A 15078-nucleotide genomic window follows, 5' to 3' on the forward strand; every position below is an offset into this window, starting at 1 on the left:
TCGGCTGTGCCGACCGCGCGTTCAACCCGTACCTGCACTGAGGCTCCCTTGAAATCCACCCTGATCGCCGCCGTCCTGTCCCTCACTACCGCTTCCGCACTAGCCCAGGTCTCCGCTCCCCTCAAATCCGACATTAACACCCGGGTCAATGGCATGTACCCCTGGCTCGACACGGTCTACAAGGACCTGCACGCCAATCCCGAGATCGCCTTCCAGGAAGTCCGCACCGCCGGCAAGCTGGCGGCGGAGATGCGCAAGCTCGGCTTCGAGGTGACGGAAAAGGTCGGCAAGACCGGCATCGTCGCGGTCCTGAAGAATGGCACCGGCCCCACCGTGCTGGTGCGCACCGAGATGGACGGCCTGCCGATGGAAGAGAAGACCGGCCTGCCGTACGCCAGCCGCGCCAAGGCGGTCAGCGACGGCCGGGAAAGCTTCGTCACTCACAGCTGCGGCCACGACGTGCACATGGCCGGCTGGCTGGGCGCCGCGCGCACGCTGGCCGAGATGAAGGCGAAGTGGAAGGGCACGCTGGTGTTTATCGCCCAGCCGGCCGAAGAAATCGTGTCCGGTGCAAAAGCGATGCTGGACGACGGCCTGTTCAAGCGCTTCCCCAAACCGGACTACGCGTTTGCCCTGCATTCCTGGCCGCTGGCCTACGGCACGGTGGGCTTCAATTCCGGACCGGTCTCGTCCAACTCGGACGCGATCGAGATCGTGTTCAAGGGCCGTGGCGGCCACGGCTCGGCTCCCGATAAGTCGGTCGACCCGATCACCATCGCTGCGCGCTTCGTGGTGGATGTGCAGACCGTAGTGAGCCGCGAGAAGGACCCGAAGGAGTTCGGCGTCGTCACCATCGGCGCGATCCAGGGCGGCACCGTCGGCAACATCATCCCGGACAGCGTGCAGGTGCGCGGCACCATCCGTTCCTACAGCCCGGCCGTGCGCGCCAAACTGCTCGATGGCGTGCGCCGCGTGGCGAATGCGTCCGCGGCGATGGCCGGCGCGCCGGCGCCGGACGTGCAGTTGATCAGCGGCGGGGCCGCCATCGTCAACAGCGACGCGCTGGTGAAGAAGACCGAAGCCGTGTTCAAGGACGCCTTCGGCGCCGCCAACGCCCAGCGCATGCCGGCCATGACCGCCAGCGAAGACTTCTCGCTGTTCGTCAACGAAGGCGTGCCGTCGATGTTCTTCTTCACCGGCGTCTACGATCCGAAAGCGGTGGCGGAGGCCGAGCGCGAGGGCGGCAAGCCGATCGCTTTCAACCATTCGCCGTTCTACGCACCGGTGCCGGAACCGTCGATCAAGACGGCGGCGCAGGCCATGAGCCTGGCGGTGCTGAACGTCCTCGGTCGCTGAGAGCTTCCGGGCGCCGGCCTGGCCGGCGCCTGGTTCAGGCTAAAAAAACAACGGATATTTACCCATGGTAAATATGTATTGCTCCGGCAAGTGGCTTTCCTTATAACTGTCCTTCCTATAAATAATCCGGCTAAAAAGCCGGTAATCCTAACGGGGAAACGACATGTCCAAACTCCTTCGCTCCATCCTCCCACTCGCCGTCGTCGCAGTCGCCGCCAACCTGACCGGTTGCGCCTCCATCGTCAGCGGCACCAGCCAGATCGTCTCGGTGGAAACCCTGCAAGCGACCAACAGGGTCGATGGCGCATCGTGCAAGCTCGAGAACGAAAAAGGCGTGTACTACGTCACCACTCCGGGCACCGTCACCGTGCGCCGCGCCTACGGCGACATGACCGTGCGCTGCGAAAAGCCGGGCATGGATGCGGGTGTTGCCTCCATCAAGTCCTCGACCAAGGGCATGGCCTTCGGTAACGTGATCTTCGGCGGCGTGATCGGCGCCGGCGTGGACGTGGCCTCGGGCGCGGCCTACGACTATCCGAACCTGTTCCAGATCATGATGGGCCAGACCACCGTCATCGCTGCGCCGGCTGCTCCGCAGGCAGCTGCGAAAGCGCCGGCAGCCGGCGCTCCGAACTGATCCTGTCGCATTGCCGGGATAGCGCCCGGCAATGCGGCGGCAACACAGAGGAAAAGGCACGTACCACCACGTGCCTTTTTCTTTTGCGGCGCCGCCTACTGCGGCCCGGCCAGGGTACGCAGCTGGAAGCGGTAATCGCGGTCGAACAGGAAGGTTTCCGAAAAGGTGATCGCCTTGCTGTTCGCCGCGAGTAGCCCGTGGGGACGGGGCAGGGGACCGCTACGCAGCATCGAGGCCAGCGCCACGCGCGAGGCATCGGGGTCGCGCGAGCGCTGCACCTGTACGTCGGTCAGCTGGCCATCGCGGTCCACGGTGATGCTGACCACGACCACGGCCGGCAGCATGGGCGGCAGGCGTCCGCTGAAGCTGCGGTCGGCATTGCGATCGAGGATGTGGCGCGCCACATGCTCTTTATAGGCGTCGAGGGTGAGCGATGGCGGCGGCGCGGGTGCCGGCGTCGGCGCCGCCACTTCCTTGACGGCGACCGTGCTGCGTTCTTCGACGGGGACGGGCAGCGGGCTGGCGCATCCGGCCAGGGCGGCCAGCAGGAGGAGCTGCGCTTTACTGCGAAGAGAAATGTTCATGGCGGATGAAGGAGCGTCGCAGGTTGGCGCCTCGGGGGCGCTTAGCTTCGACGCTACTCATCATCCGGAGTTCCGTATCTTGTCTTGCCCGCGCTAGCCGAACAGTCTCTGCAGTTCCACACCCGGATCGGGCGCGCGCATGAAGGCTTCGCCGACCAGGAAGGCGTGGACGTCGGCGTCGCGCATGCGCTTCACGTCCGCCGGCCCCATGATGCCGGACTCGGTCACCACCAGGCGCTCGGCCGGAATGCGCGGCAGCAGGCCGAGCGTGGTGTCGAGCGAGACCTCAAAAGTACGCAGGTTGCGGTTATTGATGCCCAGCAGGGGCGTCTTCAGCTTCAGCGCCGCGGTCAGCTCGTCGCCGTCGTGCACCTCGACCAGCACGTCCATGCCCAGCTCCATGGCGCAGGCTTCCAGTTCCGCCATCAGGCCGTGGTCCAGTGCCGACACGATCAGCAGGATCGCATCCGCGCCCATCGCGCGCGCCTCGTACACCTGGTAGGGATCGACGATGAAGTCCTTGCGGATGACGGGCAGGGTGCAGGCGGCGCGCGCCTCGCGCAGGTAAGCTTCCGAACCCTGGAAGAACTGCACATCGGTCAGCACCGACAGGCAGGCCGCGCCGTGCGCCGCATAGCTCTGCGCGATCGCGGCCGGCTGGAAGTCGGGGCGCAGCACGCCTTTCGAGGGCGAAGCCTTCTTCACTTCCGCGATGATGCCGGCCTGGCCGGCGGCGATCTTGTTGCGCAGGCTGTTCTCGAAGCCGCGGATACCTCGGCGCGCCTCGGCGTCGCTTTCCACGTCGCGGCGCAGGCTTGGCAGGTCGCGCTGCTTCTTCGCGGCGGCCACCTCAATGGCCTTGACGGCCAGGATTTTGTTCAGGATGTCGGACATGGAAAACCTTAGTGTTGCTTGGACAGTGCGAGCTTCACGCCAAGCCAGACGAACAGGCCGCCGGTGACGCGGTTGAGCCACAGCGAGACGGTCGGGTTGAGCTTGATGCGCTCGCTGGCCTTGGCGGTGGTGAGCGCCAGTGCACTGCACCACAGCATGCCGTTGAAGTTGAAGATGCAGCCGAGGATGATGAAGGCCAGCGCCTTGTTCGGTGCGTCGGCGTCGATGAACTGCGGGACGAAGGCCAGGAAGAACACGGCGACCTTCGGATTGAGGACATTGGTCAGGAAGCCCTGCGCGAAGATCTTCCGGTAGGGCAGCGCTGGCAGCACCGGCGCCGCCGCCCTGCCTTCGGCTTTGCGGCTGCGCAGCAGTCCCACCGCCATCCACAGGATGTAGGCCGCGCCGAGCAGCTTCACCACCGTGAAGGCGGTCGCCGACGTGGCCAGGACCGCGGACAGGCCCAGTGCGGCCGCGAAGATGTGCACCAGGGTGCCGGTGCCGATGCCGAAGGCGGCAGCGACGCCGGCGCGCCAGCCTTGGGTTGCGCTGCGGGTCATGATCAGGAGCGAATCCGGCCCCGGCATGATGTTCAGGAGCAGTCCGGAAAGAATGAACAGGGGCAGGTCATGGATTCCGAACATGCTGGGTCCTCTTATTGAAGGTGGCCGCCGAGCTGGCGCGTGACGGTGACGAATTGCTCGAGTTTGGCCAGGGCCGCGCCGGACGCGATCGTAGCACGGGCTTTCGCCAGTCCTTCCTCGATCGACGAAACAACCCCGGCCGCATACAGCGCGGTGCCGGCGTTGAGCGCCACGATGTCGGTGGCCGGACCGGCTTCGCCGCGCAGCGCTTCCAGTACCCGCTCTTTCGACTCCGCGGTGTTGGCCACTTTCAGGTTGCGGCTCGAGATCATCGACATGCCGAAGTCTTCCGGATGGATCTCGTATTCGCGGATCTCACCGTTGACGAGTTCACCGACCAGGGTGCCGGCGCCGAGCGAGACTTCGTCCATGTTGTCACGGCCCCAGACCACCATTGCATGCTGGGCGCCGAGGCGCTGCAGCACGCGCACCTGGATGCCGACCAGGTCGGGGTGGAACACGCCCATCAGGATGTTCGGGGCGCCGGCCGGGTTGGTCAGCGGACCCAGGATGTTGAAGATGCTGCGCACGCCCAGTTCGCGGCGCACCGGCGCCACGTGCTTCATGGCGGCGTGGTGGTTCGGGGCGAACATGAAGCCGATGCCGGTCTGGGCGATCGACTGGGCGATCTGTTCGGGTTTCAGGTCGATCTGGGCGCCGAGCGACTCGATCAGGTCGGCGCTGCCGCTCGACGACGAAACGCTGCGGCCGCCATGCTTGGCCACGCGCGCACCGGCGGCTGCGGCAACGAACATCGAGGCGCTCGAGATGTTGAAGGTATTCGCGCCGTCGCCGCCCGTGCCGACGATGTCGAGCAGGTTGGTGGTGTCGGCCATCGGCACCTTGGTCGAGAATTCGCGCATCACCTGCGCGGCGGCGGTGATCTCGCCGATGGTTTCCTTCTTGACGCGCAGGCCCATGGTCAGGGCCGCCACCATGGTCGGCGACATCTCGCCCGACATGATCTGGCGGAACAGGTGCAGCATCTCATCGTGGAAGATCTCACGGTGTTCGATACAGCGCAGCAGGGCTTCTTGTGGAGTGATCGGCATGGCGGTTCCAATATGGTGAAAGTCGTTTGTTTCGTCGCTCGCTTATCGCTAGCTCATCGCACGGCACGCAGCCCTTGCACGTCATCCCGGCGCAGGCCGGGATCCAATTTTCCGTGAATAGCTATGCAGTTTCACGCTCGTGGTACACGAAGAACTTGGATTCCCGCCTTCGCGGGAATGACGGATCAAAGGGTAGCGGTGTCAGCGAGAGCCGGTGTATCTCAACGCGTGAGGAAATTCTTCAGCAGCGCGTGGCCGTGTTCCGACAGGATCGACTCGGGATGGAACTGCACCCCTTCGATGTCGTACTCCTTGTGGCGCACGCCCATGATTTCGCCGTCGTCGGTCCACGCCGTCACTTCCAGGCAATCCGGCAGCGAGGCGCGCTCGATTGCCAGCGAGTGGTAGCGGATCACGGTGAAGGGACTCGGCAGGCCCTTGAACACGCCTTCGCCGGTGTGGGCGATCAGCGAGGTCTTGCCGTGCATGACCTGCTTGGCGCGGATTACATTGCCGCCGAAGGCTTCGCCGATCGCCTGGTGGCCGAGGCACACGCCCAGGATCGGCAGCTTGCCCTTGAATTCGCGCAGGATGTCGAGCGAGAGGCCGGCATCCTTGGGCGCCTTCGGGCCCGGCGAGATGCAGATGCGCTCGGGCGCCATCGCTTCGATATCTTTCAAAGTGATCTCGTCGTTGCGCACGGTGCGGACATCCTCGCCCAGCTCGCCGAAATACTGGACGATGTTGTAGGTGAACGAGTCGTAGTTGTCGATCATTAGCAGCATGTCAGAACTCCCCATCCAGGCCGTCTTGCACCTGTTCGGCCGCGCGCAGCACGGCGCGCGCCTTGTTTTCCGTTTCCTGCCATTCCATCTCGGGGATGGAGTCGGCCACGATGCCGGCCGCGGCCTGCACGTACAGGTTGCCGTCCTTGATCACCCCGGTGCGGATCGCGATCGCCACGTCCATTTCGCCGCCAAAGGAGAGGTAGCCGCAGGCGCCGCCATAGATGCCGCGCTTGACCGGTTCGAGTTCGTCGATCACTTCCATCGCGCGCACTTTCGGCGCCCCGGTCAGGGTCCCGGCCGGGAAGGTGGCGCGCAGGACGTCAAGGTTGGACATGCCGTCTTTCAGCTTGCCTTCCACGTTCGAGACGATGTGCTGCACGTGCGAGTACTTCTCGATGACCATGCGGTCGGTGACCTGCACGCTGCCGGTTTCGGCGATGCGGCCGATGTCGTTGCGTGCCAGGTCGATCAGCATCACGTGCTCGGCGATCTCCTTCGGATCCGACAGGAGCTCGGCCGCCAGTTCGGTATCGCGCTCCGGCGTGGCGCCGCGCGGGCGGGTGCCGGCGATCGGGCGCAGCGTGACCTTCTTGCCACCGTCCGGAAGCGCTTCGTTACGCACCAGGATCTCCGGCGAGGCGCCGACGATCTGCATGTCGCCGAAGTTGTAGTAGTACATGTAGGGCGAGGGATTCAGCGAACGCAGCGAGCGGTACAGCGACAGCGGCGAATCGACGTAGGGCTTGCGGATGCGCTGGCCGATCTGAACCTGCATCAGGTCGCCCGCCATCACGTATTCGTGGGCGCGCGCCACCGCTTTCAGATAGTCTTCCTTGCTGAAATCGCGCACCTCCTCGGTCCGCACCGAGCTCGAGGTCACCGGCGCATCCACGCTCCGGCGCAGCATCACGCGCAGGTCCTTCAGGCGCTGGCGCGCACGGCCATAGGCTTCCGGATGGGACGGATCGGTATATACGATCAGGTACAGCTTGCCCGACAGGTTGTCGATCACCGCCAGCTCTTCGGTCAGCATCAGCTGGATGTCCGGCAGGCCCAGTTCGTCCGGCGGGCAGCTGTTCTCCAGCTTGCGCTCGATGTGGCGCACGGTGTCGTAGCCGAAGTAGCCGGCCAGGCCGCCGCAGAAGCGCGGCATGCCCGGGCGCAGCGCGACCTTGAAGCGCAACTGGTACTGCTCGATGAATTCGAGCGGGTTGCCCTCGAAGGTTTCGATCACTTCGCCGTTCTTCACCACGTCGAGGCGCTTGCCGGTACTGCGGATCAGGGTCGACGCTGGCAGGCCGATGAAGGAATAGCGGCCGAAGCGCTCGCCGCCGACGACCGATTCGAGCAGGAAGGTGTTCTTCCCGGTCTGCTGGGACTGGGCCAGCTTGAGGTACAGCGTGAGCGGGGTTTCGAGGTCGGCAAAGGCTTCCGCGATCAGGGGAATGCGGTTGTAGCCCTGGTTGGCCAGCGATTTGAATTCGAGTTCGGTCATGCTTGTCTCCAGACCGCCCAGGGGAGGAGAGGGCGGTGGTTCACTTCAAAAAACCTGTCGGACGCACGCGGCCGACAGCAATCAAGACGGGTCAGTTAGCCCAGGATTGCCAGCGTCGCCACAGCCAGGCCTCAAGGGCGCCGGTCTGGTTGACAGTGTGTTTTTTGGTGAAAAACATGTATAGATGACTTATTTTGCGGTGTGGTTATGCGCAGATACCAGCGCGGCTGCTTCAAACAGCGAACCCACTATACCATCAGAATTAATTTCTTGTATAGGCCGTCCGTGGTTATAACCATATGGCACTGTGAGCACAAAACAACCCGCCGCGCGCGCCGCTTCCGCGTCGTTGGACGAATCGCCGATCGCCACCACCTGCGATGGCGCCAGGTCGAACGCGCTGCAGACGCCCAGCAGCGGCATCGGGTCCGGCTTCTTCTTCGGGAAGGAGTCGCCGCCGTAGACCAGCTCGAACCACGGCGCCAGGCCTTTCTGCGCCAGCAGCGGCGTAGTGAAGGCCAGCGGCTTGTTGGTGACGCAGGCCAGGCGCAGGCCCTGTTCCTTCATCGCCGCGAGGCCTTCGATCACGCCGTCGAACAGCGTGCTGCGATCGCCATTGATGGCGAGGTAGTGGCGCTGGTAGCCGGCCAGCGCCTCTTCGAACACGGCGTCCACGCGCGCCGCATCCCAGTCGAGCAGCAGCGCGTCGCGCACCAGTTTTTCGGAGCCCTTGCCGACCAGCGGCTTGATGGTCGCTTGCGTGATCGGGCCGAGACCCAGGTCGGCGCGCATGCCGTTCAGGGCCGCCTCGAAGTCGGGCACCGTGTCGAGCATGGTGCCGTCCAGGTCGATGATGGCGGCCTTGATCGCCGCGGCGCCGGCCCGCATTACTTGCCGACCTTGGCCAGTTCGCCGCGCATCGCGTCGATCACGGCCTTGTAGTCCGGCTTGCCGAAGATCGCCGAGCCGGCGACAAAGGTATCGGCGCCAGCGGCGGCAGCTTCCGCGATGTTGTCGGCCTTGATGCCGCCATCGACCTCCAGCATGATGTCACGGCCCGATTCGTCGATCATGCGGCGCGCCAGCGCGATCTTCTTCAGTGCCTGCGGGATGAAGGACTGGCCGCCGAAGCCCGGGTTCACCGACATAATCAGGATCATGTCGATCTTGTCCATCACGTGCTCGAGGTAGTGCAGCGGCGTGTGCGGGTTGAACACCAGGCCGGCCTTGCAGCCGTTATCGCGGATCAGCTGCAGGGTGCGGTCGATGTGTTCCGACGCTTCCGGGTGGAAGGTAATGATGTTGGCGCCAGCCTTGGCGAAGTCCGGGATGATGCGGTCGACCGGCTTGACCATCAGGTGCACGTCGATCGGCACCTGCACGTGCGGGCGGATCGCCTGGCATACCAGCGGACCGATGGTCAGGTTCGGGACGTAGTGGTTGTCCATCACGTCGAAGTGGATGATGTCGGCGCCGGCGGCGACGACATTGCGCACTTCCTCGCCCAGTCGGGCGAAATCGGCGGACAGGATGCTGGGGGCGATGCGGTAGGTGGTCATGGCGGACGAGCTAATAAAGGGAATCCGCTATTTTACGCCGATGAGGCTCCATCCGCTGCTGCCGAACCACGCCGAAGGACGGCGCGCGGTATGATTGCCGTCTGCGCCCCGTGGCGCTTCCACCAATATTGACGATCACGCAAGGAATGTCCATGCCCGCCTATGAATTCGCTGTCTCCGTCAGGACCCAGTACCTGCCGGAACAGTCCAACCCGGACCGGGACCAGTTCGTGTTCAGCTACACCATCACGATCAGGAACACGGGCAGCATCGCCGCCCAGCTGATCTCGCGTCACTGGGTGATTACCGACGCCAGCAGCCGGGTGCAGGAAGTGCGTGGCCTGGGCGTCGTCGGTCACCAGCCGCTGCTGCAGCCAGGCCAGCAGTTCGAATACACCAGCGGCACCCAGGTCGCGACGCCGCAAGGCTCGATGTACGGCGAGTTCTTCTGCGTGGCCGAGGACGGGCACCGTTTCGAGGCCCCGATCCCGGAATTCGTGCTGGCCCAGCCAGGGGCGCTGCACTAAGACCTGTTACTGCTCGTCCTCGCGCTGTTTCTGCTGTTCCTGCGCCGGGTCATCGCGCACGTCCTTGCGGCCGGCGAACATGGTCCACCAGACGATAAACACGAGCAGGAACAGCGCCACACCGGCTTCCACCATCAAGATCCACATATCGGTCCTTATGCTTTCAACACGCCGCAGTGTAACCGCTTCGCTGGTCCTCGTCTCCTTGCTGGCGGCCTGCTCGACCACGCCGCCGCAGCCGCCCGCCAAACCGGCCGAGCCGGTGCGGATGCCGCCGCCGGTGGGGCCGGTCTACGTACCGGAGCAGCCCGCGCCGCCAGTCCAGCCTGCGCAGCCGCCTGCCCCTGTTCCCCTGATGACGCCGACCACCTTCGCCGCGCTGCCGGGCTGGGAACAGGACGACCTGCGCCAGGCCATGCCGGCCTTCCTGCAGTCGTGCCGGGGGCTGAACGGCAAGGCGGACTGGAAAGCGGTGTGCGCCGCCGCCCGCGCCGTCGATGCAGGCGACGCCGGCGCGGTGCGGCGCTTCTTCGAGACCTGGTTCGTGCCCAACCTGGTGCGCGCCGCCGATGGCGCCGACAGCGGCCTGATCACCGGCTACTACGAGGCCATGCTCTACGGTTCGCGCAAGCGCGGCGGGGCCTACCAGACGCCGCTCTACCGGGTGCCCGAGGACCTCCTTACCGTCGACCTGGGCAGCGTCTACCCGCAACTGAAGGGCATGCGTCTGCGAGGCCGCCTGTCGGGCAAGACCGTGGTCCCGTACAGCAGCCGCGCCGAGATCGCGCGTGCGCCGCTCGCAGGCAAGGAGCTGCTGTGGGTGAACGATCCGGTCGAAGCCTTCTTCCTCGAGGTGCAGGGTTCCGGCCGGGTCCAGTTCGAGAATGGCGAAACGGTGCGTGTGGCCTACGCCGACCAGAACGGCCATCCGTACAAGACGATCGGCCGCTGGCTGGTGGAGCAGGGCGAACTTACCGCGGAGCAGGCCACGGCCCAGGGCATCCGCGCCTGGATCGCGGCCAATCCGGGCCGGCGCCAAGAGCTGTTCAACGTGAACCCCAGCTATATCTTCTTCCGGGAAGAGAAGCTGCCCGACCCATCGCTCGGACCGAAAGGGGCGCTCGGGGTGCCGCTGACTCCGGGACGCTCGGTGGCGATCGACCCCTCCTTCATCCCGCTGGGTGCGCCGCTGTTCCTGGCGACGACGGAGGCGGCAAGCGAGGTGCCGATGCAGCGCCTGATGATGGCGCAGGATACCGGCGGTGCGATCCGCGGCGCCGTGCGCGCCGACTTCTTCTACGGCTTCGGGCCGGACGCGATGGACCGGGCCGGCAAGATGAAGCAGCGCGGCCAGGTGTGGGTGCTGCTGCCGCGCCCAGCTCCCTGAACACTCACTCCTTCGCTTCCTTCAGGCGCGTGCCGAACACGCCGCCGGCCGCCAGCAGCAGGGCGCCGGCGGCGATGCAGCCCAGGCCTTCGCGCACGCCGAAACCTTCGCCCAGCGCGCCCGCCAGCAGGGCGCCCAGCGGCGCCGCCGCCACGGTGAGCGCGCGCATGGTCGCCACCATCCGGCCCAGTACCGCGTCCGGCGTCACGCGCTGGCGCAGCGCGATATAGGGCACGAAGAACAGGGTCGCGCCGCAGTCGATCCAGAACACCACCATCGCATAGGCGGCCACGGTCCAGCCTGCGCTGCCGAACAGCGCCGCCGGGATCGCCGGCACCAGGGCGAAGCCGAGCGCCGACACGCACAGGCCGACCAGGATGCCGCCGCCGGTGCCGAAGCGCGTCGACAGCGGCTTGACCAGCAGCGACGCCGCCAGCACGCCGAGGCCGCCGAGCATGTTCGCCATCCCCATCGTGCCCGGGCTCATGCCGAGCACGCGGGTGGCGAAAATCACGTGCAGGGCGGTATAGCCGTAGAACAGCAGGTGCCAGCAGGCCGAAACCCAGGCCAGGGTGCGCAGCAGCGGCTGGCGCCACACGAAGACCAGGCCTTCCTGGATGTCGCGCAGCGGATGGGCATTCGACGGCGGCGGCTGCGGTTCGCGCGCGCGGATGCGGCGCAGGTTGAGCAGCGAGACGATGAAGCCGGCCACGTTGCACAGGATCGCGATCGGCGCGCCCAGCAACTGCACCAGGCCGCCCGCCATGCCGGGGCCGACCACGCGCGCGGCCGATTCGGTGGCGGCGAACTTCGATTGCGCATCCACCAGGCCCTCGCGCCCGACCAGGAAGGTGAGGAACACCTGTTCGGCGCTGCCGCCCACCACGTGGCCGGCGCCGATCACGAAGCCGACCGCGTACAGCCAGGGCAGGTTCAGGACGCCGAACCACCAGGCCAGCGGCACGCTGGCGAGCGCGATCGCCACCATCAGATCGCTCGCCATCATCACCGGCAGGCGCCGGCTGCGGTCGAGCAGTACGCCTGAGGGGAGTCCGAACAGCAGGAAGGGGAGCGATTCGAAGGCGGCCAGGGTCCCCATCTGGGCCGGCGTCGCATGCAGCATCAGGACCGCGCAGATCGGCAGGGCCAGGAGCGTGATCTGGGCGCCGAAGTGGGCCAGGATGCTGCTGAACCAGAAGCGGCGGAAGTCCGCCTTGCGCATCACCGAATCGGCCGGGATGCGCCGCTGGAGCCAGTGGGTGACAAGCGGAGGAATGGTGATCTCGCACAGAATATTGCTGAACAAATAATCATACCGTGTTTGCTGGGGCGCGAGACGTTACAATCCGGGCAATCCGTCCAACCTCACAAGGGATAGCCACATGGAATATGCAGATCTGCTGATCGAAAACCACGGCAAGGTCGCCGTGATCCGCCTGAACCGTCCGAAGGCGATGAATGCGCTGAACGACAACATGATGAACGAGCTGGGTGACGCGCTCCACAAGTTCGATGCCGACCCGGCGGTCAACGTGATCGTCCTCACCGGCAGCGACAAGGTCTTCGCCGCCGGCGCCGACATCGCAGCCATGGCGAACTACACCTATGCGGCAGATACCTACCCGGGCAACTACATCGGCCGCAACTGGGAGCACATCCTCAACATCCGCAAACCCGTGGTCGGCGTGGTGTCGGGCTACTGCCTGGGCGGCGGCTGCGAACTGGCCATGATGTGCGACTTCCTAGTCGCGGCGGACAACGCCAAGTTCGGCCAGCCGGAAATCAAGGTCGGCGTGACCCCGGGCGCCGGCGGCACCCAGCGCCTGCCGCGCGCCATTTCGAAGTCGAAGGCGATGGACATGCTGCTCACCACCCGCATGATCGACGCCGCCGAAGCGGAGCGCACCGGCCTGGTGTCGCGCGTGTACCCGGCCGACAGCGTGATGGAAGAGGCGATCAAGATCGCCCAGGGCATCGCCGACATGCCGGTCTCGGTCGCCATGCAGATCAAGGACTGCGTCAACCAGGCCTACCAGATGCCGCTGACCGAAGGCGTGCGCTACGAGCGCCGCTACTTCCACGCCGGCTTCGGCACCCCTGCGCAAAAAGAAGGCATGTCGGCCTTCCTCGAGAAGCGCAAGCCGAACTTCGAAGGCATGTGAACATGAAGGCGGCGCTGCGGCGGGGAACGGCGGCCTTGATCGTCGTCGCCGTCGCGGTGTATGGCTGCAGCGCGCTGCCGGCGCTTGGGCAGCGCAGCGGCAGCGTGGCGCTGGAGGATACCGCGGCCACGCCGCTGGGCCAGGCGCTCGCGCCGCTGGCGGCCGCGCATCCCGGGCGCTCCGGCGTCTATCCCCTGGTCGACGGGCGCGACGCATTCGCGGCCCGCGTGCTGCTCACCCACAGCGCCCAGCGCAGCCTCGACGTCCAGTACTACATCTGGCGCAACGACCTGACCGGCACCCTGATGCTGGACGCGCTGCGCAGCGCCGCCGCGCGCGGCGTGCGCGTGCGCCTGCTGCTGGACGATAACAATACCGGCGGGCTTGATCCCGTCCTCGCCGCCCTCGACCGCCATCCCAACATCGAGGTCCGCCTGTTCAATCCCTTCGGCATGCGGCGCTGGCGCATGCTCGGTTATCTCACCGACTTCAGCCGGCTGAATCGCCGCATGCACAACAAGTCCTTCACGGTCGACAACCAGGCGACGATCGTCGGCGGCCGCAATATCGGCAACGAATACTTCGGCGCCGCCGGCGACATGCTGTTCCTCGACCTGGACGTGATGGCGGTGGGGCCCGTGGTGCGCGAGGTGTCGCAGGACTTCGACAAGTACTGGAACAGCGCGTCCGCCTATCCGATCACGGCACTGGTGGATGCCGCCGGCGCCGAGCGTTCCGAGGCGCTGGCCGAACGGGCTGCCGCTTTCCGCGTGCAGGACGAGGCGCAGCGCTACCTGGAGGCGATCGCCACCTCGCCCTTCGTGACGCAGCTGGTGCGCCAGGAGCTGCCGCTGGAGTGGAGCGTCACGCGCCTGGTCAGCGATCCGCCGGCCAAAGTGCTGGGCGAGACCGGGCCGGGAGAGCGCATGGCCGACGGCCTGCGCAAGCTGCTGGGGGAGCCGAGAAAGGCAGTCGACCTGGTCTCGCCCTATTTCGTGCCCAGCAAGGCGGCGGCAGGAACGCTGCGCGACTTCGCCCGCAACGGGGTGCAGGTACGCGTGCTGACCAATTCGCTGGAAGCGACCGACGTCGCAGCGGTGCATGCCGGTTATGCGAAGTGGCGGCGCGAACTGCTCGAGTCCGGGGTCTCCTTATATGAATTGCGCCGCAGCTGGGCGCCGGCGCAGCCCGATACGGGGAAGGGGCGCTTCGGCAGCTCCGCTTCCAGCTTGCACGCCAAGACATTCGGCGTCGACGGCCATACGGTCTTCATCGGCTCCTTCAATATGGACAGGCGTTCGATCGACCTGAATACCGAGATGGGCTTTGTCATCGACAGCCCGCAGATGGCGGGGCGGCTGAACCAGACGCTGGACGACAGCATGCCGGAGCGTGCCTACGAAGTCCGCATCGACGAGCAGGGCAGGCTGTACTGGCTCGAGCGCAGCGAGGGGAAAGTCCGTCGTCATGACCAGGAGCCGGGCACCACCATGTGGCAGCGCGCGGGTGTCCAGATATTGTCGTTTTTGGCAATCGACTGGCTCCTCTAAAAAAATTCGCGCAAGCTCTTGCGGAGCTGTCCGCGGGTTTGCTATAGTTCGCCTCCGCTTCAGGACGCTGCAAGGCGTGACCGAAAAAGTCCAATGAAATCAGATGGTTAAGTTGGCAAGGTCGGCAGAGAAATCTGCAACGAAGCAAACGAAGGGGTTGACGAGTTACGCGAAACACTGCATAATCTCACTTCTCTGCTGCTGACGAACACAACGCTTCGTACGGTGCAGCAAGGTAGTACAGAACAACGGTTCTTTAACAATCAACAGTCGATAAGTGTGGGCGTTTGATGAAGGTGCCGCTGACTTCGGTCAGTGCATACTTAAATTATCAAATGTTCACAAAAGTATTAAGCGTTGTCTCAGCAATGAGATGACGGTCAGTATCTTGAGTGAGCGACTCCTGAGAAATCAGGATGGCAGCAATGCCAACAAACAGAGAT

Annotated in this window: 16 protein-coding genes; 6 read left to right on the top strand and 10 right to left on the bottom strand. The window is 65.3% G+C overall.

What is annotated here, in order from left to right:
* The first annotated feature begins 48 nt into the window (after positions 1 to 48).
* Positions 49 to 1356, top strand: a complete 1308-nt coding sequence (locus LK539_RS20545; protein WP_227802920.1) for an amidohydrolase — start codon at positions 49 to 51, stop codon at positions 1354 to 1356.
* Between the two features lie 163 nt (positions 1357 to 1519).
* A complete protein-coding gene (locus LK539_RS20550; protein ID WP_227802921.1) occupies positions 1520 to 1993 on the top strand; it encodes a hypothetical protein in 474 nt (157 codons plus the stop codon).
* A 95-nt stretch (positions 1994 to 2088) separates the two neighbouring features.
* On the opposite strand, the gene LK539_RS20555 is transcribed toward LK539_RS20550, so the two are convergent.
* From LK539_RS20555 to rpe, 8 genes are all read right to left on the bottom strand, one after another.
* On the bottom strand, positions 2089 to 2577 hold the full coding sequence (locus LK539_RS20555) for a TonB C-terminal domain-containing protein (protein WP_227802922.1): 489 nt from the start codon (positions 2575 to 2577) through the stop codon (positions 2089 to 2091).
* A 93-nt stretch (positions 2578 to 2670) separates the two neighbouring features.
* A complete protein-coding gene (trpC, locus tag LK539_RS20560; RefSeq protein ID WP_227802923.1) occupies positions 2671 to 3471 on the bottom strand; it encodes an indole-3-glycerol phosphate synthase TrpC in 801 nt (266 codons plus the stop codon).
* Between the two features lie 8 nt (positions 3472 to 3479).
* Positions 3480 to 4115 (bottom strand): LysE family translocator, encoded by a 636-nt coding sequence (locus tag LK539_RS20565; protein ID WP_227802924.1) that lies wholly within the window; start codon positions 4113 to 4115, stop codon positions 3480 to 3482.
* An 11-nt stretch (positions 4116 to 4126) separates the two neighbouring features.
* Positions 4127 to 5167, bottom strand: a complete 1041-nt coding sequence (trpD, locus tag LK539_RS20570; RefSeq protein WP_227802925.1) for an anthranilate phosphoribosyltransferase — start codon at positions 5165 to 5167, stop codon at positions 4127 to 4129.
* A gap of 221 nt (positions 5168 to 5388) precedes the next feature.
* On the bottom strand, positions 5389 to 5952 hold the full coding sequence (locus tag LK539_RS20575) for an aminodeoxychorismate/anthranilate synthase component II (RefSeq protein ID WP_227802926.1): 564 nt from the start codon (positions 5950 to 5952) through the stop codon (positions 5389 to 5391).
* Position 5953: 1 nt separating this feature from the next.
* Positions 5954 to 7450, bottom strand: coding sequence for an anthranilate synthase component I (gene trpE, locus LK539_RS20580; protein WP_227802927.1), 1497 nt, complete (start codon positions 7448 to 7450; stop codon positions 5954 to 5956).
* Between the two features lie 189 nt (positions 7451 to 7639).
* Complete coding sequence (locus tag LK539_RS20585) at positions 7640 to 8338, bottom strand: phosphoglycolate phosphatase (RefSeq protein WP_227802928.1); 699 nt, start codon at positions 8336 to 8338, stop codon at positions 7640 to 7642.
* Positions 8338 to 9009 (bottom strand): ribulose-phosphate 3-epimerase, encoded by a 672-nt coding sequence (gene rpe, locus LK539_RS20590; protein ID WP_159696604.1) that lies wholly within the window; start codon positions 9007 to 9009, stop codon positions 8338 to 8340. Before rpe ends, LK539_RS20585 begins: the two co-directional genes overlap by 1 nt.
* 152 nt (positions 9010 to 9161) lie before the next feature.
* Here rpe and apaG point away from each other — a divergent pair, with 152 nt between their 5' ends.
* Complete coding sequence (apaG, locus tag LK539_RS20595) at positions 9162 to 9536, top strand: Co2+/Mg2+ efflux protein ApaG (RefSeq protein ID WP_227802929.1); 375 nt, start codon at positions 9162 to 9164, stop codon at positions 9534 to 9536.
* Between the two features lie 6 nt (positions 9537 to 9542).
* Here the strand turns inward: apaG and LK539_RS20600 are convergent, their stop codons facing one another.
* Positions 9543 to 9683, bottom strand: a complete 141-nt coding sequence (locus LK539_RS20600) for a hypothetical protein (protein WP_227802930.1) — start codon at positions 9681 to 9683, stop codon at positions 9543 to 9545.
* Between the two features lie 10 nt (positions 9684 to 9693).
* On the opposite strand from LK539_RS20600, the gene LK539_RS20605 reads away from it, so the two are divergent.
* Positions 9694 to 10923 carry a murein transglycosylase A gene (locus LK539_RS20605; RefSeq protein WP_227802931.1) on the top strand — a complete coding sequence of 410 codons (1230 nt, stop codon included), beginning with the start codon at positions 9694 to 9696 and terminating at the stop codon, positions 10921 to 10923.
* Between the two features lie 4 nt (positions 10924 to 10927).
* Here the strand turns inward: LK539_RS20605 and LK539_RS20610 are convergent, their stop codons facing one another.
* Positions 10928 to 12229 (bottom strand): MFS transporter, encoded by a 1302-nt coding sequence (locus LK539_RS20610; protein WP_227802932.1) that lies wholly within the window; start codon positions 12227 to 12229, stop codon positions 10928 to 10930.
* A 76-nt stretch (positions 12230 to 12305) separates the two neighbouring features.
* Here LK539_RS20610 and LK539_RS20615 point away from each other — a divergent pair, with 76 nt between their 5' ends.
* Positions 12306 to 13085 carry an enoyl-CoA hydratase gene (locus tag LK539_RS20615; RefSeq protein ID WP_227802933.1) on the top strand — a complete coding sequence of 260 codons (780 nt, stop codon included), beginning with the start codon at positions 12306 to 12308 and terminating at the stop codon, positions 13083 to 13085.
* A 2-nt stretch (positions 13086 to 13087) separates the two neighbouring features.
* The gene (locus LK539_RS20620; protein WP_227802934.1) at positions 13088 to 14635 is read left to right on the top strand and encodes a phospholipase D family protein; all 1548 of its coding nucleotides are present in this window, start codon (positions 13088 to 13090) and stop codon (positions 14633 to 14635) included.
* Positions 14636 to 15078: the final 443 nt, after the last annotated feature.

The sequence above is a fragment of the Massilia sp. IC2-476 genome (genome assembly GCF_020707295.1).
Taxonomy (GTDB): Bacteria; Pseudomonadota; Gammaproteobacteria; order Burkholderiales; family Burkholderiaceae_D; genus Telluria.